The sequence below is a fragment of the Micromonospora sp. DT53 genome (assembly GCF_049841535.1).
Lineage (GTDB): Bacteria > Actinomycetota > Actinomycetes > Mycobacteriales > Micromonosporaceae > Micromonospora.
The window spans coordinates 953,595-974,348 of the sequence record NZ_JBNCKM010000002.1; the positions used below are offsets into that span (position 1 = coordinate 953,595).

The 20,754-nt window shown below is 71.8% G+C and carries 15 protein-coding genes; 5 read left to right on the plus strand and 10 right to left on the minus strand.

Annotated elements, in window-relative coordinates; genetic code table 11:
• Positions 1–14 precede the first annotated feature (14 nt).
• Both ACLQ3B_RS10285 and ACLQ3B_RS10290 read right to left on the minus strand, forming a co-directional pair.
• On the minus strand, positions 15–1,493 hold the full coding sequence (locus tag ACLQ3B_RS10285; RefSeq protein WP_425779433.1) for a glutamate--cysteine ligase: 1,479 nt from the start codon (positions 1,491–1,493) through the stop codon (positions 15–17).
• Positions 1,494–1,800: 307 nt separating this feature from the next.
• Positions 1,801–2,382, minus strand: coding sequence for a YceI family protein (locus ACLQ3B_RS10290; RefSeq protein WP_425779435.1), 582 nt, complete (start codon positions 2,380–2,382; stop codon positions 1,801–1,803).
• Between the two features lie 99 nt (positions 2,383–2,481).
• On the opposite strand from ACLQ3B_RS10290, the gene ACLQ3B_RS10295 reads away from it, so the two are divergent.
• A complete protein-coding gene (locus tag ACLQ3B_RS10295; protein WP_425779437.1) occupies positions 2,482–3,000 on the plus strand; it encodes a MarR family winged helix-turn-helix transcriptional regulator in 519 nt (172 codons plus the stop codon).
• 244 nt (positions 3,001–3,244) lie between these two features.
• Here the strand turns inward: ACLQ3B_RS10295 and ACLQ3B_RS10300 are convergent, their stop codons facing one another.
• From ACLQ3B_RS10300 to ACLQ3B_RS10310, 3 genes are all read right to left on the minus strand, one after another.
• Positions 3,245–5,899, minus strand: coding sequence for an ATP-binding protein (locus ACLQ3B_RS10300; protein WP_425779439.1), 2,655 nt, complete (start codon positions 5,897–5,899; stop codon positions 3,245–3,247).
• A gap of 133 nt (positions 5,900–6,032) precedes the next feature.
• Entirely contained in the window at positions 6,033–7,181 is a 1,149-nt protein-coding gene (locus ACLQ3B_RS10305) for an acyl-CoA dehydrogenase family protein (protein ID WP_425779441.1), read from the minus strand.
• 78 nt (positions 7,182–7,259) lie between these two features.
• Positions 7,260–8,792, minus strand: coding sequence for an acyl-CoA carboxylase subunit beta (locus ACLQ3B_RS10310; protein WP_425779443.1), 1,533 nt, complete (start codon positions 8,790–8,792; stop codon positions 7,260–7,262).
• A gap of 170 nt (positions 8,793–8,962) precedes the next feature.
• On the opposite strand from ACLQ3B_RS10310, the gene ACLQ3B_RS10315 reads away from it, so the two are divergent.
• Positions 8,963–9,523: a snapalysin family zinc-dependent metalloprotease gene (locus ACLQ3B_RS10315; protein ID WP_425779445.1), complete on the plus strand. Its 561-nt coding sequence runs from the start codon at positions 8,963–8,965 to the stop codon at positions 9,521–9,523.
• A 54-nt stretch (positions 9,524–9,577) separates the two neighbouring features.
• Here ACLQ3B_RS10315 and ACLQ3B_RS10320 read toward each other — a convergent pair whose 3' ends face one another.
• The 5 genes from ACLQ3B_RS10320 to ACLQ3B_RS10340 all read right to left on the minus strand — a co-directional run bounded on the left by ACLQ3B_RS10320 (position 9,578) and on the right by ACLQ3B_RS10340 (position 17,486).
• The gene (locus ACLQ3B_RS10320; RefSeq protein ID WP_425779447.1) at positions 9,578–10,498 is read right to left on the minus strand and encodes a hydroxymethylglutaryl-CoA lyase; all 921 of its coding nucleotides are present in this window, start codon (positions 10,496–10,498) and stop codon (positions 9,578–9,580) included.
• Positions 10,499–10,673: 175 nt separating this feature from the next.
• Positions 10,674–12,041, minus strand: a complete 1,368-nt coding sequence (locus tag ACLQ3B_RS10325; protein WP_425779449.1) for an acetyl-CoA carboxylase biotin carboxylase subunit — start codon at positions 12,039–12,041, stop codon at positions 10,674–10,676.
• Positions 12,042–12,112: 71 nt separating this feature from the next.
• Positions 12,113–12,712 (minus strand): TetR/AcrR family transcriptional regulator, encoded by a 600-nt coding sequence (locus ACLQ3B_RS10330; protein ID WP_196928917.1) that lies wholly within the window; start codon positions 12,710–12,712, stop codon positions 12,113–12,115.
• Between the two features lie 101 nt (positions 12,713–12,813).
• A complete protein-coding gene (locus ACLQ3B_RS10335; protein WP_425779451.1) occupies positions 12,814–15,696 on the minus strand; it encodes a hypothetical protein in 2,883 nt (960 codons plus the stop codon).
• Positions 15,697–15,698: 2 nt separating this feature from the next.
• Complete coding sequence (locus tag ACLQ3B_RS10340) at positions 15,699–17,486, minus strand: HSP90 family protein (protein WP_425779453.1); 1,788 nt, start codon at positions 17,484–17,486, stop codon at positions 15,699–15,701.
• A 119-nt stretch (positions 17,487–17,605) separates the two neighbouring features.
• Between ACLQ3B_RS10340 and ACLQ3B_RS10345 the strand changes: the two genes are divergently transcribed.
• From ACLQ3B_RS10345 to ACLQ3B_RS10355, 3 genes are all read left to right on the plus strand, one after another.
• Positions 17,606–18,859: an MFS transporter gene (locus ACLQ3B_RS10345; protein WP_425779455.1), complete on the plus strand. Its 1,254-nt coding sequence runs from the start codon at positions 17,606–17,608 to the stop codon at positions 18,857–18,859.
• A 77-nt stretch (positions 18,860–18,936) separates the two neighbouring features.
• A complete protein-coding gene (locus tag ACLQ3B_RS10350; protein WP_425779457.1) occupies positions 18,937–19,485 on the plus strand; it encodes a SigE family RNA polymerase sigma factor in 549 nt (182 codons plus the stop codon).
• Positions 19,482–20,675, plus strand: a complete 1,194-nt coding sequence (locus ACLQ3B_RS10355; RefSeq protein WP_425779459.1) for a hypothetical protein — start codon at positions 19,482–19,484, stop codon at positions 20,673–20,675. The genes ACLQ3B_RS10350 and ACLQ3B_RS10355 overlap by 4 nt, the downstream gene beginning before the upstream one ends.
• The last annotated feature ends 79 nt before the right edge of the window (positions 20,676–20,754 follow it).

The following is a 20,754-nucleotide window of genomic DNA, read 5'->3' on the forward strand; positions in this document are numbered from 1 at the left end:
TGGGGTGGGGTGGGTTAGTTGGTTGGCCAGGTGTGGACGGGGTTGTTGGTGCGCTGGAGGGTGGCGTAGCGCTGGACCATGTCGTGCAGCGCGGCAGTCCGGTCCATGCCGTGGTGCCGTTCCGCCGCCCAGACCGCCTCGGTCTGCCAGACGGCACCGTTGCGGCCGGTACGGCAGCGCTGCTCGATGATGCCGAGCAGCCGATCCCGCTGTGCCGGGGCGACACCGAACCCGTCCAGGCCGGTGGCTGCGGTGGGCAGCAGTTGCTCCAGGACCAGTTTGGTGACCGGCACGTCACCGAGCCCGGGCCAGTGCAGCGTCGCGTCGAGGCCCCGTCGGGCGGCGGCGTGGAAGTTCTCCTCGGCGGAGCTGAAGGTGAGCTGGCTCCAGATCGGACGGTCGGCCTCGGCCAGACCACGTACCAACCCGAAGTAGAAGGCCGCGTTGGCCAGCATGTCCACCACCGTCGGACCGGCCGGCAGCACCCGGTTCTCCACCCGCAGATGGGGACGGCCGTTCGTGACGTCGTAGACCGGACGGTTCCACCGGTAGACCGTGCCGTTGTGCAACCGCAGCTCCTCGAGCTGTGGCACACCGCCGGCGTGCAGGACCTCCACCGGGTCCTCGTCCTCGCAGATCGGCAGCAGCGGCGGGAAGTATCGGACGTTCTCCTCGAACAGGTCGAAGATCGACGTGATCCATCGTTCGCCGAACCACACCCGCGGCCGTACGCCCTGGGCCTTCAGTTCGTCCGGGCGCGTGTCGGTGGCCTGCTGGAACAGGGCGATCCGCGTTTCGGCCCACAGTTGGCGGCCGTACAGGAAGGGGCTGTTCGCGCCGACCGCCACCTGCACACCGGCGATGGCCTGGGACGCGTTCCAGTAGTCGGCGAAGCTGTCCGGGGCGACCTGGAGGTGGAACTGGAGGCTCGTGCAGGCGGCCTCGGGGGCGATCGAGTCGGTGTGCGTCTGCAACTGCTCGACGCCGCGAATGTCCAGCTCGATGTCCTCGCCCCGGGCGCCGACGATCTGGTCGTTGAGCACCCGGTAACGCTCGTTGGCGGAGAGGTTGTCCTCGACCAGGTGCCCCTCGGTGAGGGTGGGCAGGATGCCGACCAGGACGATCTTCGCGTCGGATCTGGCGGCACGCTCGTCGGCCCGGGCAAGGCTGCCGCGCAGGTCGTGCTCGTAGTCGGCGAAGCCGGTGCCCTCGATCAGTCGGGGCTCGGCGTTGAGTTCCAGGTTGAACTGCCCCAACTCGGTCTGGAAGAGGGGGTCCGCGATGTCGGCGAGGATCTCCTCGTTGCGCATCGCCGGCTCGGCGGCCGAGTCGACCAGGTTGAGTTCGATCTCCAGGCCGGTCATCGGTCGGTCGGCGTCGAAGCCGAAGTCGTCAAGCATCAGGGCGAAGACGTCCAGGCACCGCCGCACCTTCTGCCGATATCGGACGCGATCATCCCGGGTGAAGGCGCCCCTTGAGACGTCCCTGCCCATGTGTCCTCCCGACGGCCGGCGCGGTCGGGATCATGCCGTCCCGGAAGCGCTTTGTGAAGCATCCACGGTAAGAGCGCCCACCTGACCGGGGCCAGAGGCCGACGGCGGCGATCCGACGTCGACTGGCGCGGACGCGCTCGTGGCGCCATCTGTACCCCGTCGTCGACCGGCTGGACCCGATGACAGCACGAACAACTCGTGACAATTACCACGAGTGGAGACGACGCAGGGCCCGCGCCGACGTACGGCGCGGGCCCTGCGTCCGGATCACCGGGGGAACCCCTGGCCTTCCGGCGATCCTAGGGGATCAGGCCTGACGAACGGCCTCGCCCTCGATCTCGATCTTGATCTTGCGGCTGACCAGCACGCCCCCGGTCTCCAGGGCGACGTTCCAGGTCAGGCCGAACTCCTCGCGGTCGATCTCGGTGCTCGCGGAGAAGCCGAAGATGTCCTGGCCGAACGGGCTGCGACCCACACCCTCGAACTCCACCTCCAGCTCGACCGGACGGGTGACGTCCTTGATGGTCAGCTCGCCGGTGAGCACGAACTCGCTGCCGCTCCGGGACTTGACCCCGGTGCTGCGGAACTCGAGCGTCGGAAACTTCTCGGCGTCCAGGAACTCGGGGCCGCGCAGGTGCGCGTCCCGGTCGGTCTGGGTGGTGTCGACGCTGGCGGCCTGAATGGTGGCGGCGACCGACGACTGCAGCGGGTCCTCGGCGACGGTGATGGTGGCGGTCGCCTCCTTGAACTCACCGCGAACCTTGCTCACCATCATGTGCCGGGCAACGAAGCCGACCCGCTTGTGCGCCACGTCGAGCGCGTAGGTGCCGGCCGCCGGGATGGTGAGGCCGTCCCAGTCGCGGGTAACCGCATCGATGCTGCTGGTCATGCTGCTGTCCTCCAGGGGATTGTTTAATAGCCCAACGACTGCCGGAGCAACTATAACCGTAACAATATTCCCCGTGTCAAGTACTGGTATGATGAACGGGTGACCAACGTCTTCGACGATCCCCGGATCACCGCCGTCGGCCTGCTCTTCGAGGCACACGCCGGGCTGTCAGCCCGGTTCAACGCCCAACTCGAGGAGCACGGCCTCTCCGCGGTCGAGTTCGAGGTCATCACCCGACTGGCCCGCTCGCCGGGCAACCAACTACGCATGACCGACCTGGCCGCACAGACCTCCCTCTCCACCAGCGGAGTGACCCGCGTGGTGGACCGGATGGAACGCGACGGGCTGCTCACCCGCCGGGCCTGCCCGAACGACCGACGCAGCTCGTACGCGGTGGTCACCACCGCTGGGCTGCAACGTCTGAACGAGACGCTGCCCGGGCACCTGCAGATGATCGAGCAGTGGTTCACCGGGCAGCTCGACCCCGAGGCGCTGGCGGCCCTCCTCGACGGCTTGCGCCGGGTCCGCGACGCCGCGCATCCGTGCGCCACCGCCGGTAGCGACGAGGTCAGCCCGGACCAGATGGCCAACACCGGCACCGCCAGCCAACGGCACTGAGACGCACTCGCCGGCGGTGGCGGCAGCGGCAGAAAGACCGGCAGAACTGACCCAGCCAAGCTGGAGGATTCGGTCCAAGCCGACTTTCTGCCGTCGCGCCGGTGGCAGGCTTCCGGTACCGGGGATCACCGGGGGGTGACGGCGCGGGCGATCAGCGAGGGGTAGCACCAATGGGGGCTCTTCGCCCGCGCCACTCTCCCGTTGCGGCCTCGCGGGCAGGCGCAGGCACGCAGTTCCGGCGCGACTACTGAGTCGGCCCACCCCGGGCGGCGATCAGCGCGTACAGCAGGCCCGACTCCTGCGGCAGCAGCCGGATGCCACTCTCCGCACAAGCCCGGTCCAGCCGATCGAGCACCGCCGGGTCCGCGGTGCTCGCGGCCAGTCCCACAAGCGCCTCCACCACGTCGCGGCGATCCTGCCCCGCATGGTCGGCGGCGGCGGCGAACCACTCGGCAGCCAACTCCCGGTCACCCCGGTGCAGCGCCAGGTTCCCCTCGATCAGCGCACACAGCCCGACCTCCGGCCCACCCCAGGCCAACGCCGCACCGTCCGAGCGTGGTCGCGGCACGGTCGGACGCGCCGGCAGCGCCTCCACGCCCCCGGTGCGCAGCTCGGTCAGCACCTCGGTCGCCTCCGCGACCCGCCCGTCCTGGGCGAGCGCCAGCCCGACGGTCCCGAGCACCCGACGGCGGCGCCCGGGATCACCCAGCTCGGACAGTGCCGCGATAGCCCTCTGACCACGGTCGATGGCGTCCGCGTACCAGCCCTCCAGGCGGGCGACCTCGGCGCGGTTGGCCCAGCCCAACACCCGCAGTCGCTGCTCCCCGCTCTCGGCGGCAAGGCGGTCCACCGCAGCGAGCCGGCGACGGGCCGCAGCCAGGTCGCCCGCGCGGATCTCGTGCCAGGCGAGGCTGTTCTGGGCCACCGCCAGGTCCCGGGTCCGACCGTTTCGGGCGGCCAACCGCAGCAACGCCTCGGCCTGCTCGCGAGCCTCGTCCTGCCGCCCCACCGAGGTCAGCAGGGTGCCGAGCACGTTCCGCGCCTCCAACTCCCCGGTGACGTCGCCGGCCTGCCGGAAGGTGTCCAACGCCGCGCGGGCCGTCGACAGCTCCTCGGCGCCCGCGCCGTGTTCGGCCGCGAGCCGGGCGACGCCGAGGGTCGCCCAGCCCCGCAGGAGAGGATCGGCGTCGGCGGTCCGGGGGTCGGCCAGCAGCCGTCGCAGCCACTGCCGCCCGGCGACGTCGCGTCCGCGGAACCGCCACCAGCGGGTCAGGCACGCCGCCAACCGCAGCGCGGTCAACGGGTCGTCGGTAGCCGCGTGGGCCAACGACGAGCTGATGTCACTGCTCATCTGGTCCAGCCGGCGCACCGCTTCGGGTAACCGTGGGCCCACCAGGTCGGTGGCGGTCCGGGCCACCAGTCGGGCGACGACCTCCGCATGCCGGCGCCGGATGCAGGTCAGCTCACCCCCACCGGCCGCCTGCTCGACTGCGTACTCACGGACCGCGTCGAGCAGCCGGAACCGGAACGACCCGGTTCCGCGTACGCTCAGCAACCCCAACTCGACGAAGCGGTCCAACAGCGGAACCGGATCGATCGCCACGGTGCCGTCCCGGTCGGCCTCGTCGGCGAGCATCTCCTCGGCCAACTCGACCGACCAGCGGTTACCGAAGACGGCCAGTTGTCGCAGCGCGGCCCGCTCGTCCGACGCCAACAGGCGGTAGCTGAACGCCACCGCGTCGCGCAGGGTGACGGCGACCGCGACCGCCGCGCGGGTGTCGGGTCCGCTGGTCCGGTCATCGAGTGCCTCCCGCGCGTCCCAACCCGGGTGGGCGGACGCGTCGGCGGGAGTGGCGAGGTCGAGCACCCGGTCGCCGTACCGGTCGAGCAGTTGGGTGAGGTCGAGGAGTCGGCCCCGGGCGGCCATCAGCTCGATGGCCAACGGCAGCCCTCCCAACCGGCGGACCAACGCGGCGAGCGCCGGCAGCTCGGCGGGGGTGGGCGGTTCCCGGCGGACCTGAGCGAGCCGGGCGGTGAACAACGCGACCGCCGGCCACGATTCGAGTCCGGCGTGCTCGGCCTCCGGTGGTGGCACGTCGAGCGGCGCGACCGGCCAGACCCGCTCGCCGGGCAACCCGACCGGGTGCCGCCCGGTGACCAGCACCCGCAGCGAGGGCAGCGCGCCCATCAACCGGTGCAGGGTCGCGGCCACCGGGCCCGGGGCGCGCTCCACCGCGTCCATCACCAGCAGCGCCGGCCGTCCGGCGAGCAGGGCCCCGAGTTCGGACAGGCGCGCCACGCCGAGCACGGACATCGAGGCGGCGAGCACGTCCGGACCGTCCGAGCCCTCGCCGACCAGAACTCCGGCGACCCCGGCGGGGTGGGCGGCGGCCACCAGGTGCGCCACCGACGTCGCCAGAGCGGTCTTGCCGACGCCGGCCAAGCCGACGAGGCTCACCAACCGGGGCCCGCGATCCGCGGTCAGCATTCCGGCCAGTTCGGTGAGGTCGCGTTCCCGGCCGATCAACGCGACCGGCGGCGGCAGCGCGACCGGCGGGCCGGCGGGTGCGGCCGCCGTCGTGGCGTTGCCGCTGACCGCGAACGTCGTCGAGGTGGGGTCCGGCGGGGCCGGTTCGGCACCGGCGCCGCGGGCCGCGGCCAGGAACGCCGTGCGGCTCGCGCCGGTCAGCGCCAGCGCCCCGGCGAGCAACTCGACAGTGGTGCGTTGAGGTCGGATCGACCGGCCACGCTCCAGGTCACGCACCGTCCGCACACCCACCCCGGCCCGGGACGCCAGCTCGGCCTGGGTCAGGCCGGCGGCGCGTCGATGCCCGCGGAGCAGCTCCGGCAGGGTGGTACGTCCAGCCGGGCTCCGCGACCGGTCATGATCCGGAGTCATGGGCACGAAGAGTACGGATCGACTCCGACCGTCGGCAGTCGAACGTCGGGCTACTGACGCCCGCTCGCCGAAACCCGACAGCCGTACGGACAGTCCGCCCGGAACGACTGGCCGATCAGTTCGGCGGGACCGATCAGAGGCCCAGATCCCGAGCGATGATCATGCGCTGCACCTCACTGGTGCCCTCGCCGATCTCCAGGATCTTGGAGTCCCGCCAGAACCGGGCCACCGGGTACTCGTTCATGAAGCCGTACCCGCCGTGGATCTGGGTGGCCTCCCGGGCGTTGTCCACCGCGATGGTGCTGGCGTGCAGTTTGGCGATGGCGGCCTGCCGCTTGAACGGCTCGCCGGCCAGCATCCGCGCGGCGGCGTCGTAGTAGGCCAACCGAGCGGTGTGTGCCTTCAGCTCCATGTCAGCGATCTTGAACTGGATGGCCTGGTTGGTGCCGATCGGCCGATCGAAGGCGTGCCGCTCCTTCGCGTACTTGATCGACTCGTCGACACAGCCCTGGGCGAGGCCGACGGCCAGCGCGGCGATGGCGATCCGACCCTCGTCGAGGATCCGCAGGAACTGCGCGAAACCCCGACCCCGCTCGCCGAGCAGGTTCGCGGCCGGGACCCGGCAGTCGTCGAAGGTCAGTTCGTGGGTGTCCGAGGCGGTCCAACCCACCTTGGAGTAGCCGGGCGCGACGGCGAAACCGGGCGTGCCGGTCGGCACGATGATCGTCGACAACTCCTTGGAGCCGTCCGGGTTCGTGCCGGTCACCGCGGTGACCGTGACCATGGCCGTGATGTCGGTTCCCGAGTTGGTGATGAACGCCTTCGATCCGTTGATCACCCACTCGTCGCCGTCCAACACCGCCCGCGTCTGCGTGCCGGCGGCGTCCGAGCCGGTGCCCGGCTCGGTGAGACCGAAGCCGGCCAGTGCCTCGCCGCTGAGCAGCCGGGGCAGCCAGGTCGCCTTCTGCTCCTCGGTGCCGAAGCGGTAGATCGGCATCGCGCCCAGCGAGACCGCCGCCTCCAACGTGATGGCCACGCTGGAGTCGACCCGGGCCAACTCCTCCAGGGCCAGGCAGAGCGCGAAGTAGTCGCCGCCCATGCCGCCGTGCTCCTCGTCGAAGGGCAGGCCGAACAGGCCCATCTTGCCCATCTGCCGGATCACCTCGTACGGGAACGTGTGCTGCTCGTAGTGCTCGGCGATGACCGGGGCGACCACCTCGCGGGCGAATTCCCGCACGCTCTCGCGCAGCGCCGCTTGTTCGTCGGTGAGCCGGAAGTCCATCTCATCCTCCTGTAAGGACGGTCCGCCTCGTCGCTCGTGACGTCGAGGGCGGGTCGCTGTACGGGCCTGAGCCGATGATCAGACCGGGGTGACGCCGTGCCGACGACGGGAGAAGTGCCGATCCTTGGTACGCGCCGCCGCGAATCGACGGACCAGCTCGGTGCGCAGGTCGTGCGGCTCGACGATGGCGTCCACCACCAGTTCGCTGGCGAGTCGGACGACGTCGATGTCCTGCTCGTACTCGGCTCGCTTGGCGGCGACGAAGGCGGCCCGGTCGTCCTCGTCCGGAATGGCGGCGATCTTGTTGGCATAGACCGCGTTCACGGCGGCCTCGGCGCCCATCACGGCGATCTTGGCGGTCGGCAGGGCGATCGTGGCGTCCGGCTCGAACCCGGGGCCGGCCATCGCGTAGAGACCGGCGCCGTACGCCTTGCGGACCACCACACAGATCTTCGGCACGGTCGCCTCGGAGATCGCGGTGATCATCTTTGCGCCGTGCCGGATGATGCCCTGCTTCTCCACCACGCTGCCGACCATGAAGCCGGGCACGTCGCTGAGGAACAGCAGCGGCACGTTGAACGCGTCGCAGAGCTGCACGAACCGGGTGGCCTTGTCGGCCGAGTCGACGAAGAGCACGCCGCCCTTGAACATCGAGTTGTTGCCGACCACGCCGACGACCTGCCCGTCGAGACGGCCGAAACCGATGGTCAGCTCCTTGGCCCAGAGCGCCTGGATCTCGAAGAACGAACCCTCGTCGAGCAGGCCCTTGACGTACCGTCGCATGTCGAACGCCTGCCGCTCGCTCGCCGGCACCAGCGCGGCGAGGTCGGCCTTCGCGGGCGCGGCGACCGCCGGCGCGGTCGGCGGCGCCTGCGTCCAGTTCGCCGGCAGGTACGACAGGTAGGTCTTCACGACGTCGAGCGCGTCGGCCTCGGTCTTGCAGAGGAAGTGCCCCACGCCGGATTCGGCGGTGTGCACCTTCGCCCCGCCCATCGCCTCCAGGGTGGTCTTCTCGCCGGTGACCATCTCGACCATGCGGTCGGAGCCGAGGTACATGCTCGCGTTGCCGTCGACAAGCGCCACCACGTCGCAGAACGCCGGGATGTACGCCCCACCGGCGGCGCTCGGGCCGAACAGCGCGCAGACCTGCGGGATCGAGCCCGAGGCGCGGACCTGGTTCCAGAAGATCTTGCCGGCGCCGCGCCGACCAGGGAACAGATCGACCTGGTCGGTGATCCGGGCACCCGCCGAGTCGACCAGGTAGACCATCGGCACACCGGCGCCGTACGCCCGCTCGATGATCCTGATGATCTTCTCGACGGTGCGCGCACCCCAGCTGCCGGCCTTGACGGTGGAGTCGTTGGCCATCAGACAGACCTGTCGACCGTCGATCGTGGCGGTGCCGGTCACGACGCCGTCGGCGGGCAGCCCTTCGGCGAGCGCGTTGGCGTAGAGGCCGTCCTCGACGAACGAACCCTCGTCGACCAGGAGCGCGACCCGCTCACGGGCGAAGAGCTTGCCCTTGGCCGCGTTGGCCGCGTGGTACTTGTCCGCGCCGCCGGACCTGGCCCGCTTGCGCAGCTGCTCCAGTGCCTCACCGTCGAGCGTCACGCCGACTCCTCCACCATACTGGCCTGAACGATCGTTAGGCTAGCGCACTCGCACCACTGTCGGCGACCCACGAGCGAATCAGACAGTGGGGCCGAGAAGCAAGACATTGAATAACATGAATACTTGTCGCTAGGCTCCTGGCACCCCCTCCTCCCGGATTGGAGTCAGCGATGACCTCACGACTCAGTCGGCTCGTGGTCGCCCTGGTGGCGACCGCAGGTGCCACCCTCGGCGTCACGGTCGCCAACCCCGCGCCCGCGTCCGCCGCCATGACCATCTGCTACAACACCAGCCAGGCGGGCAGCTACGCCGGCATCGCCGGCCAGGCCGCCTCGATCTGGAACAACGCCACAGTCAACCTGACGCTCTCCGCCAACTGCGGCTCCAACCTGCGGATCTACCAGATCACCGGCGGTGGCTCGTACGCCCAGCGGACCAGCCTCGGCAACGGCCGCGTCTACATCGACACCCAGCAGGCGGCGCAGTACAGCCCCCTGCGGATCATGACGCACGAGATCGGGCACATCCTCGGCCTGCCGGACAACTACAACGGGAACTGCTCGCTGCTGATGTCCGGCGGCAGCGCCGGCACCAGCTGCACCAACCCGTACCCGAGCACCGCCGAGGCGAACCGGGTCAGCAACCTCTTCGCCGGCACGTTCAGCGCCACCGACCGCAGCGCGGACATCTTCCGTGACAGCTGGCCGAGCGTGCTCACCCCGGTGAGCTGACCGACCTGGCACGTGGAAGGGGCCGGCGAACGCGCCGGCCCCTTCGTCGCGTCCTCAGCTCGGCAGCGGCGTCAGCCGGGTACGCGGGCCGGCCCGCAGCACCCCGGACGGCAGCTTCTTGCCGAGCAGCCCCTCGGCCAACTCGGCCACCTCGATCAGCGCCGCCAGGTCGATGCCCGTGTCGACGCCCATGTCGTGCAGCATGTGCACGGCCTCCTCGGTGGCCAGGTTGCCACTCGCCCCCGGCGCGTACGGGCAGCCACCGAGGCCACCGACGCTGGCGTCGAACTCGGTCACCCCCAGCTCCAGCGCGGTCAACAGGTTGGCCAGCGCCGTACCCCGGGTGTTGTGGAAGTGCAGCAGGACCGGCACGTGCGAGTTGCGGTCGCGTACCGCGGTCAGCAGCTCGCGCACCCGGCGGGGCGTGCCCATACCTGTGGTGTCACCGAACGCGACCCGGTCCGCCCCGTCGCGGACGACCCGGTCCACGATCCCGGCCACCCGCCGCGGGTCGATGTCCCCCTCGTACGGGCAGCCGAAACTGGTCGCCACGATCACCTCGACCCGCGCCGAGGCACCGTGCAGCAGGTCGATCAGCTCGGCGATGTCGTCCAGCGACTCGTCGGTGGATCGGTTGACGTTGCGCCGGTTGTGCGTGTCGCTGGCCGAGACCACCACCTCGATCTCGGTGAATCCGGCGGCGAGGGCCCGCTGGGCGCCCCGGGTGTTCGGCACCAGCGCGGAGTACCGCACCCCGTCGGCCTTCACCGCCCGCTGCCACACCTCGTCGGCGTCGGCCATCTGCGGAATCGCCCTGGGGTGCACGAACGAGACCGCCTCGATGCGCCGTACGCCGGTGCCGGAGAGGGCGTCGAGCAGCCGCACCTTGGCGTCGGTCGGGATCGGGTCCTCGTTCTGCAACCCGTCCCGCGGGCCAACCTCGCGGATGGAAACGAAATCCGGCAACTGGGTCATCGGTCACCTCGCTGTGACATCGGAACAGGGTGGGCTGTCGGCGTCCTTTGCTCTGCTTCAACGGACGCGACGGCGGCTGTCCGATAACCGGACGTCCGCTGTTGCGTCCAGGTAAGCAGAGCAAAGGACGCGGATACCAGTCGGGCCGGGCCGCCGGAACGACGATCCGCCCGAGTCAGCGCATGCGGGAGACGATCCCCGTGTCGTAGGCGCCGGAGCGGAACTCCTCGTTGTCGAGCAGCTCGGCGTGGAAGGGGACGTTGTTCTTCGGGCCCTCGATCTGGAACGCTGCGACCGCTGCCTCCGCACGCTGGATCGCCTGCTCGCGGGTGTCTCCACTGACGATCAGCTTGGCCAGCAGGCTGTCGTAGAACGGGGTGACCGTGTTGCCCTCGGTGTAGCCGGAGTCCACCCGGACGCCCTCGCCGGTCGGCTCCACCCAGGTCCTGATCACGCCGGGGCCGGGCAGGAAGCGCTTCGGGTCCTCCGCGTTTATCCGCATCTCGATGGCGTGACCACGCGGGGTCAACGCGTCCGGGTCGAACGTCGGCGCCAGCCCGGACGCCACCCGCAACTGCTCCTCGACCAGGTCGATGCCGTAGACGTACTCGGTCACCGGGTGCTCCACCTGCAACCGCGTGTTCATCTCCAGAAAGAAGAAGTCTTCGGAGCCGGGGCCGTCGCCCTCCGAGTCCCGCTGACGCGGGACCAGCAGACACTCCACCGTGCCCGCGTTGCGATAGCCGACCGCCTCGCCCGCGCGGACCGCCGCCGCCAGGAGACGGGATCGCAGCTCCGGCGACACCGCCGGCGAGGGGGACTCCTCGACCAGTTTCTGGTTGCGCCGCTGCACCGAGCACTCTCGCTCGCCGAGGGCCACCACCCGGCCGTCGGCCAGGCCGAGGATCTGCACCTCGACGTGGCGCACCCGGGGGAAGTACCGCTCGAGCAGCACCGAACCGTCGCCGAACATCCGCTCGGCGAACGCGCGTACCTTGTCGTACTCGGTGCGCAGCGCTGCCTCGTCGACGGCCACGCCCATGCCCATTCCGCCACCGCCGGCCGCGGCCTTGACCATCACCGGGTAGCCGACGTCGGCGGCGGCCGTCACCGCCGCGGCCAGGTCGGCGGCCGGCTCGGTGGTGCCGGGCGCGACCGGAACGCCGGCCGCCGCCATCAGGTTCCGGGCGTTGATCTTGTCGCCCATCGCGGCGATCGCGTCCGCGTCGGGTCCGACCCAGATCAGGCCGCTCGCCTCGACGGTACGGGCGAACTCGGCGTTCTCCGACAGGAAGCCGTACCCGGGGTGGATGGCCTGCGCGCCTGTCGACTTCGCGGCGGCGAGGATCGCCTCGGTGTTGCGGTAGCTCAGCGCCGGATTCGGTGGGCCGATGAGGACCGCCTCGTCCGCCTCGGTGACGAACGGCAGATCGGCGTCGGCCTCCGAGTGCACCGCGATCGCGCGGATGCCGAGCCGCTTGGCGGTCCGAATGATCCGGCGTGCGATCTCGCCCCGATTGGCGACCAGCAGTGACTCGATCATGTTTCCTCCCGGCGTCCGGATGGTGGGACGATGTCAGGGAATCATGACCGGCACGGTTCTGACGAGTCGGCTCAGGCGAGCAGCGCGGCCAGGGTCGCTCCACGCAGCAGCTCGGCGCGGCGTCGCCGGTCCACCTCGCCACCGAGGAACGGCGTCGAGTTCATCAGGCCGAACGCGGCGTGCGCGAGCACCCGCGCCTCACCGTCGGGCATGCCCGGGTGCAGCGCGGTGAGCACGGTCACCCACTCCTCGACGTAGAGCCGTTGCAGGCGACGGATCCGCCGCCGTGGCTCCTCGGGCAGGCGGTCCAACTCGTGCAGGTGCAACGCGATCACCGCCGGGTTGGCCAGCGCGAACTCGACGTGATAGTCGATCAGCGACTCCAGTACGCCGCGCGGGTCGTCCGAGCGCCCGGCGGCGCGTTCCCGCCCACCGGCCAGCAGCCCCTCACTGACCGGAATCAGCGCGGCGGCCAGCATGGCCTCCTTGCCGGCGAAGTGGTGGTAGAGCGCCGGACCGGTGACTCCGGCGGCCGCGCCGATGTCGTCCATCGACACGCCGTGATAGCCGCGCGCCGCGAACAGACCTACCGCGATCTCCAGGATCTCGTCCTTGCGGGACCTGCGCCGGCCCGCACCCGCCGCACCTCGTGCCTGCTGCTCCACCGTCACCGGGCAAGCCTAGACCGCGAGAAGCCCACGATGGTTGCCGGTCAGTTCCGCCCACCCCGGGCCGGGCCGCCCCTGACCTGGCCAGGGGCGGCCAGCGAGATTCAGTCGTCCTCGTCCAGGTCGTGCTCCGCGCGCAGAGCGGCAGCCTCCGCGGGCCGATCGAGCAGATCCAGCGCACGAGCCAACAGCCAGGCCGTCTGGCGGACCTGCCGCGAGGTGGCCGGCAGCCCACCGAGTACGCGGCGCAGCAGCGGCTCCGCCTCGGCCGGCCGTTCCAGGCGCAGCAGCAGCTCACCGATGAGGGCCTCCACCTGGGCGGCCTCACCGAACGCCTCGATCGACCGCAACCGGTCAGGTGCCCCGGTGAGCCGGCCCAACGCCTCGTCCAGTCGGTCCTCCCCGGTGAGCACCCGCGCTCCGGCCTCGGCCGCCAACGCCAGCTCGTACAGCACCGGCGGCTCGGTCTGCCCGGCCAGCTTCGCCGCCAACCCGTCCACCACCTCGACGGCACGCAACGCCGCGTCCCGGTCCTCGGCCCAGAACCAGGCGTACGTCTCCCGCCGGCGGGCGCGCAGCTCGTCCAGCGGCAGGTCACCGAGCCGGTACGCCTCAGCCGCGGCGGCGAACCGCTGGCCCGCCGCCGCATCCCGATCGGCGTCGTAGAGGATCCCGCCGGCCTCCTCCAGCACCTGCGCCCGGTGCGGAAGGTTGTCCGGTCCATCCAGATTGCTGGCCAACTGTTCCAGCAGGGCCAATGCCGGGTCGATCTCACCAAGCCCCTCGTAGACGCCGGCCAAAAGGTGCCGGCAGCGGTCGGCCTCCGCCTGGGCGCCCAGCCGATCCAGACCGAGCACGGCCTCCTCGGCGACCTCGGCGGCCTCGGCGAGCCGGCCCACCATCCGGTACGCGTTCGCCAGCTCCCAGCGCAGGAACGCGTCCCCCTCGGCACCCCGCTCCACGCACAGCGTCACCGCCTCGACGAAGTCGTCCACCGCGTCGACGGCCCGGCCGGCCGACACCAACGCCCGGGCACGGGCGACCCGGACCGGCAGCTCCGCGTCCGTCGGCGCCGACTCCAACGCCTCGTCGCAGGCGGCCACGGCATCCGCCGGATCGTCGACCAGCCGCGCGTACGTCAGGCAGGCACCCGTGACCACCTCACCGACGCCCAACTCCCGGCCGATCCGGCGAGCCTCGTCGGCGGCGGCGCGGGCCTCGTCGACCCGGGCCGACTGCTCCAGCAGGTGCGCCCGGTGCAACGCGATCCGGGCCGCCAGGTGCCGGTCGCCGCCAGCGTCGGCCGGTACCCGGTCGAGCGCGGCGAGCGCGTCCGCCCAACGCTCGCGGTGCAGCAACGCCAACGCCACCCGGTCGTGTCCGGCCGCCCGCTGCCGGGCGTCGCCGAGCCGGTCCAGGACCTCGGCCGCCTCTCGGGCCAACAGCAGCCCTTCCTCGCCGTCCTCCTCGGACCGGGTCAACAGCACACCGAGCCGCCCGGCGACCGTCTGGGCGGACACCTCCTCGCCCACCTCCCGGTACAGCTCCAGCGCCGCCCGATTCAGCTTGATCGCAGCGTCGATGTCGTCCTCGTCGCCGCGCTGCGACGCCCGCAGCGCCAGCCGGTGCGCGGATGTGCGGGCGGGCAGCTCGGCGGCGCCGAACCGCTCGTCGAAGGCGACAAGCGCCGCCCGGAAGGTGGCCCGGTCGTGTCGGCCCCAGCTCTCCTCCGCGAGGTCCAGCAGTTCGTCCGGGCCGGCGTCGGTGGGCAGGGTCACGGCCTGTCGTTCACCCTTGCCGGTTCGCGGCCGCTCGGCTCGCTCGCTGGACGACACCGGTGCGATGGGCTCCTCCCCGACCGGACGGATCGGGCTGACCGGACGGCGGCGGACGCTCGCCGAGAGCGGCACATGTTCCCCGCTCGCCCGCACGGCCAACCGGCGGGCGATCCACTCGGACTGGTGGGTGGTGCCGTTACGGGCATCGAAGCGGGCGGCCAGACCGGTCGCGACCTCGGTCAGCTCGTCCGCCAACGACGCCGCGGACACCTCGGCGGCCGGCCGCCCCTCGGCGGCCCGGCGGTACACCGTCGACGCGCCGGCCTGGCGCAGCGCGGCGGCAGCCACCGCCGCGAAATGCATGGCGGCGGCCGGCGACGGCGGCCGGTCCAGCCAGTCCAGGTGCCGCTCGACCAGCTCGATCGCCCGTGCCTCGTTGCCGGTCAGCGTGCAGAACTCGACGTGGTCCGCGATGTCCCACAGGTTGGCGAGGTTGCCGCGCAGCCGCCGGTACGCCTCCCGGTGCGCGTCCCGCGCCTCCTCTGTCCGCCCGGTGCGCAGGTACGGCAGGAGCAGCGCGGTGAGGATCGACTGCGGCTGCTCGTTGCAGTTGAGCCGGCCGGCGAGCACCGGCTCGGCCAGCTCCACCGCGTCGGCGTCCCGCCCGGTGTCGGCGAGGTAGCCCACCTGGCTCGTGGGGTCACAACCGGCGCAGTCGGAGAGTTCGTCGCGCGGGGTGGTCTGCCAGAGCCGGTACCAGTGCGCCGCTGCCTCGACGTCGCCCACGTGGTCGGCGACCCGGAACCGGTGCTTGTGCACTGCCTGAAGGCTGTGCCCGCCGGCCCGGTAGCGGCGTTCCATGTCGTCCAGCACGGCGTACGTGCGGTCGAGCGGCACCTCCGGGAAGTTCAGCAGGCCGTTGACCATGTACTTGAAGTGCCAGAGCAGGTTGTGCAGGTGACGCTGGTGGTAGGGCTGCGGGTCCCGGTCGAACTCGGACAGGCACCAGGAGAAGGTCACGAAGGACTTCGCCGGCTCGCCGCCGTAGATGTAGCCGGTGGTGGCCTGCATCCGGGTGACGAACGCGAGATGCCTGTCGTCGGCGGCGTCCACCCGGCGCAACAGCTGCTCCAGCGCGGCGATCTGCCCCGCCCCGTACGGCATGTCGGTGATGCCGCGCAGCACCCGCCACAGATCCTCGTCGCTCATGCTCACTCCCGTCCCGGGACAGCCCGGCCGAGCAGGCCGAGGAAGGAATCGTTGAGCAGCGCGGCGTCGGCCGCGCGGATCGGATGGTGGCCGAGCAGCAGCGCCTGCCCGTACAGCGCCTCGATGGCGAGACCGACCAGTTCCGGGTCGGTCAGCGCGGCCACCCGTCGTACCAGCGGGTTGCGGTGGTTGAGCACCAACTGCGGCCGGTCCGGTGGGGCGGTGGCGGCGAGCGCGTCGAGCACCCCACCCCACAACTCGTCGGCCCGGTCCCGGCTGGCCGCGAGCTGGTCGTTGAAGGCGGCCGACCGGCTGACCAGGTAGAGCGCGGGCAGCGAGACCGGGTCGTACGCCCGAATGATCACCTCGCAGCCGGAACGCTCGACGGCCCGCTGCGCCGCGGCGAGGAACTGTCGCAGCGCCAACTCCACAGGCGGGTCGAGCGCGTCGAACCGGGTGGTGAGGTCGCTCGGCTCCAGCCGCTCGATCAGCACCGAGCGGTCCACCACCGGCAGCCGCTCGATCAGTTCGGTGTCGTACGTGTAGCCGGCGTTGACCACCGCCAGGTCCTGCGCGGCGGCCACCGCGGCGAGCTGACGGAACTCGTCGAGGCTCGCCGCGTAGCGGACCACGCCGTAGCGCTCGCGGAACTCGGCGAGGGTGAGCGTGCCGACGTTGGTGTCCATCGGCCACCACCTGTCGACCAGGCGGAGCATCTCGTCGTCGTGCACCGCCAGGGCCTTCACGCCGAGGTGGTGCACCTGGAGGAACTCGGCCAGCCGGCGCGGGTCGTGCCGCGCCAGCCGGACCAGCCAGCCGCGCACCTGGTCGCCGAGCGCCTCCCGGGTCGCCGTCAGCAGGGTGTCCTCGTAGAGGGCCTCCCGGCTGGCCGTCGGGCGCAGCTCGGTCGCGTCCACCACACAGTGCGCGAAGAACGCCCACTCCGGTAGCAGCCCGTCGGCGTTCTCGGTGAGCAGCATCCGCTTGAGGTAGACGCGGTGCCCGGCGCGGGCCGCCGGGTTCACCGGGGTCGGCAGGATGACGGCGACGCCGGTCAGCCCGGCCTCCGGCACGGCCAGCGGCAGGACGTCGAACGGGTCCACGCCGAGCGTCTCCCGGGCGTACCGGATCAACGCCGCCCGGTCCAGTGCCGCACCCGGCGTGGTCGGCCAGGGCGGTTCCCCGGTGGTGGTGACGACGTCACCGACGCGGACGGTGACCGGCAGCAGCGCGCCGAAGAGCCGGGCCAGGTCGGTGACGGTCGGGGTGGTGAACCACTGGTCCGCGTCGCGGCGGGGCACCAGCGTGACAGTGGTGCCGGGCTCGGCGCGGGCGGCCTCCGGTGGGGCCACCGTCACCGCGTACCGGCCGTCGGCGTACCCGGTCCAGCGAACCGTGGGGTTGTCGCCGTGCCGGGTGAGCACCTGGATCTCGTCGGCCACCAGGAAGCAGGAGAGCAGGCCGATGCCGAACTGGCCGAGGAACTCGTGCCGGGAGAAGCCCAGCTCGTCGCGCTTCGAGCTGCGGCCGATGGTGGCCAACAGCTCGTGCACCTGCGCCTCGGTCAGGCCGATGCCTGTGTCGTGCACCCGGAGGGTGCCGTCGCCGGTGCTGTCCGGAGGTTCGATGCGGACCAGCGCCGGCGCGTCCGGCTCGTCCCGACGCCGGGCGGTGATCGCGTCCACCGCGTTCTGGAGCAACTCACGGACGTAGACCCGCGGGCTGCCGTAGAGATGATGACTGAGCAGATCGACCACGCCACGTAGGTCGACCTGGAAAGTGTGGTCCACGCCTGATCTCTCCCCGGTCCGATGCCGGCGCCCACCGTACCGATGATCACCGACAGGTGCGGTCCCCTTCTGCCCGGCGGCTTGACCCTCGACCCGGTCGAACCGGCACGGTCGCCGGCATGACTTCCTCCGTGCTGGGCCGGGACTTCCGGCTCCTGTGGTCGGCCGCCGTCTCGTCCCGGCTCGGGGACGCGCTGCGTACCCCGGCTCTGGCCCTGCTGGCCGCGACCGTGACCCGCGATCCCCGGGTCATCGCGGCGGTCACCGTGGCCGCGCAGTTGCCGCCGCTGCTGTTCGGCCTGCTCGGCGGCGTGTACGCGGACCGTTGGGACCGTCGGCGGACGATGGCCCTGGTCGACGGGGTACGCGCTGCCGTGGTGGCGGCGTTGGCCGTGGTGGTCGCGCTCAACCGGGTCAGCGTCCTGGTGCTGCTGGTGGCGGCGTTCCTGCTCGCCGCGTTGGGCACCCTCTTCGACTCCGCCTCGTTCGCACTGCTGCCCTCGTTGGTGCCGCCGGACGCGTTGCCCCGGGCGAACGGTCGGCTCCAGGCGGGGTCCGCGGTGGCCGGTGGTTTCCTCGGGGCGCCCGCCGCCGGTGTCCTGTTCGCCGTCGCCCCGGCTCTTCCGTTCGCCCTCGACGCCGTCACCTTCGCGGCGGCGGCCCTACTCGTGCTGGCCCTCGGTACGCCTTCCGCCTCGGACCCGGGGACGCGGCGGCCCGCCACCGGCCCGGGGAGGGGACGGCAGCGCGGCTCGGTGTGGAGCGAGATCGTCGAGGGGCTGCGCTGGCTGCGCGCGCACCGGACCCTGTGGAGGGTCACAGTGCTCACCGCCGCGAGCAACCTGGCGATCAGCGGAATCATGGCGGTGCTGGTGCTCTACGCGTTGGACGTGTTGCGGGTGCCGCCGGCCGGGTACGGGCTGTTCGCCGCCGCCGCCATCGTCGGGGGCGTGGCGGGGGCCCTCGGTGCGGCTCGGCTCGCCGCCTGGCTCGGCACGGTGCCGGCGCTGCGTGCGGTGCTGGCCGTGGAGACCGTGGCGCTTACCGGTTTCGCGGTGGCCCGGCACCCGGTGCCGGGCGGGATCGCGCTGGCCGTCTTCGCCGCCGGCACGGTGGCGTGGAACAGCCTGTGGGCGTCGTACGGGCAGCGGCACGTGCCGAGCGAGCTGCTCGGTCGGGTCGGTGCGGCCCAGCGGATGGTCGGTCTGCTCACCGCACCGCTCGGGGCGGCGCTCGCCGGGCTGGCCGCCGCGTCGTACGGCACGGCGCCGGTGACGGCCGCGGCGGCTGTGACGTTCGCGCTTGTCACCCTCGTCGCCTGGCGGTCAACTGTCGAGCCCGTCCGCGAGTCCCAACGCTCCAGCATCATCTGACCGCCGACCCAACCTTTTCCCACCTCCCGTGCGTCTGCCAGGTGAGGCGTACTGCGCGACGGCCGGGAGGGGGGCGGATGGCGCCGACGAGGGACGACGGACGCGACGGCTACCTCGCCTTCGTGGAGAACCACCAGCACCGGCTGCTCCGCGCGGCCTACCTGATCTGCGGCAACCAGCATCAGGCCGAAGACCTGCTCCAGGACGCGCTGCTGAAGCTGGCGTTGCGCTGGTCCTCGGTCCGCGACGGCGACCCCTCCGCGTACGTGCGGGCCATCCTCTACCGCGACTCGGTGTCCTGGTGGCGTCGCCGACGCCGGGAATGGCTCAGCGCCGCGCCGCCGGACCAGGTGGCCCACGACCGTGACGGCGCGCTACGGCTGACGATGCACGACGCGCTGGGCCTGCTGCCACCACGGCAGCGGGCAGTGCTGGTGTTGCGCTACTACGAGGACCTGACCGAGGTCGCCACCGCCGAGGCGCTCGGGGTGACCGTCGGCACCGTGAAGAGCCAGTGTCATGCGGCGCTACGCCGACTCCGCGAGGTCGCCCCGGACCTCGCCCGCGATGCCCGACCGAGCCAACGCTCGGCCGATCTGGCCAGCGGTCTGGAGGTGAACCCGTGAACGAGCAGGAACTGCGCCAACTGCTGACCATCAGCGTCGAGGACGTGCTGCCCAGCCAGCCGGCCACCGCCGGGTGGGAGCGGGCTCGACGTACCCGGCGTACCCGGCGGGCCGTCGGAGTGGTCGCCCTGGCCGTGGTGCTGGTCGGCGGTGGCACGGTGGCGGCTCTGCGACCGCCCGCCGACCGGGCGCCGGCCCCTCCGGTGGGTCCCACGGTGACCCCGACCGTCGACCCCTCCCACTCGGGTCCGGTGCAGCGACCGCCCGCCGAGCTGACCTACCCGCCCGATCCGTTGGCCCGCCTGGGCGACCCGCCGACCGTGCGGCTCTCCGAGCGGCCGGTCCAGCGGGCGCTGGCGCTGTTCCAGCCGCTGAACGAGGAGAATCAGGCGGACGGTCCGGTCCGGGTGCTCGGCAACGACGGTGTGGTGCGCAGCCTCGACGTGGTGACGCCGGCACCGACCCGGGACGCGAGTGGCAACGAGGCACCCGCCCTGAAACCGGGAGTGCTGTCGCCGGACGGCCGGTCGGCCGCGTTCGCCCAGAACAAAGAGCTGATCATGGTCGACCTCACCACCGCGGCCGTCCGCCGGATACCGCTCGACGGCTACCTGGAGTTGGTGGTGTGGGCGCACGACCGGGTGCTGGTCGGTGGCGACGACCGGACGTACGCGGTGGACCGCGCCACCGGGGCGACCCGCACGATCGACGTGCCGACCTGGGAGTTGATCGCACCCGACCCGGCCGCCGGCCGGGAGGCCCCGTTGATCGACGTGTACGGCGAGCGGACCAGCCTGAAGCTGCGCAGCCGGACCGCCCGGGAGGGCGAACTCCGCTCCGAACAGCCGGTCAGCGCCGCGGCGCTGCCCTCGCCCTACGTCGTCAACGAGTTCTACGGCCGAGGCTGGCTGCACGGCGAACGGCTGGCGCGGGCGGCCTGGATCACCAACAGCGAGATCGACGGCGCCGAGGGTGCCGCCGTGCTGGACGCGCGGACCGGGGCGGTGCTCCACCTGCTCGATCTGGGCCGGGAGCGCGGCAAGGGCTGCTGCGAGGTGCTGGGCTGGGACAACAGGGGCGCGGTGCTACTCCGACTGGAACCGGCAGCTCTGGCCCGCTGGCATCCGGAGACCGGCGAGGTCACCGGCGTCGTCCGGGATCTGCGCGGCGCGATCGCACTCGCTGGCTGACCACCGCGGCGTCGGCGGGGGGGCGCACCAGTGCCTCCGGGGGGGCCGCGGGGGGGGGGGGGGGGCCCGGGGGGGGGAT

Excerpts from the sequence above, each read along its gene's own strand:
- ACLQ3B_RS10285 (WP_425779433.1), bottom strand. The coding sequence starts at position 1,493 with ATGGGCAGGGACGTCTCAAGGGGCGCCTTCACCCGGGATGATCGCGTC.
- ACLQ3B_RS10290 (WP_425779435.1), bottom strand. The coding sequence starts at position 2,382 with ATGACCAGCAGCATCGATGCGGTTACCCGCGACTGGGACGGCCTCACC.
- ACLQ3B_RS10300 (WP_425779439.1), bottom strand. The coding sequence starts at position 5,899 with ATGACTCCGGATCATGACCGGTCGCGGAGCCCGGCTGGACGTACCACC.
- ACLQ3B_RS10305 (WP_425779441.1), bottom strand. The coding sequence starts at position 7,181 with ATGGACTTCCGGCTCACCGACGAACAAGCGGCGCTGCGCGAGAGCGTG.
- ACLQ3B_RS10315 (WP_425779445.1), top strand. The coding sequence starts at position 8,963 with ATGACCTCACGACTCAGTCGGCTCGTGGTCGCCCTGGTGGCGACCGCA.
- ACLQ3B_RS10320 (WP_425779447.1), bottom strand. The coding sequence starts at position 10,498 with ATGACCCAGTTGCCGGATTTCGTTTCCATCCGCGAGGTTGGCCCGCGG.
- ACLQ3B_RS10325 (WP_425779449.1), bottom strand. The coding sequence starts at position 12,041 with ATGATCGAGTCACTGCTGGTCGCCAATCGGGGCGAGATCGCACGCCGG.
- ACLQ3B_RS10335 (WP_425779451.1), bottom strand. The coding sequence starts at position 15,696 with ATGAGCGACGAGGATCTGTGGCGGGTGCTGCGCGGCATCACCGACATG.
- ACLQ3B_RS10345 (WP_425779455.1), top strand. The coding sequence starts at position 17,606 with ATGACTTCCTCCGTGCTGGGCCGGGACTTCCGGCTCCTGTGGTCGGCC.
- ACLQ3B_RS10350 (WP_425779457.1), top strand. The coding sequence starts at position 18,937 with ATGGCGCCGACGAGGGACGACGGACGCGACGGCTACCTCGCCTTCGTG.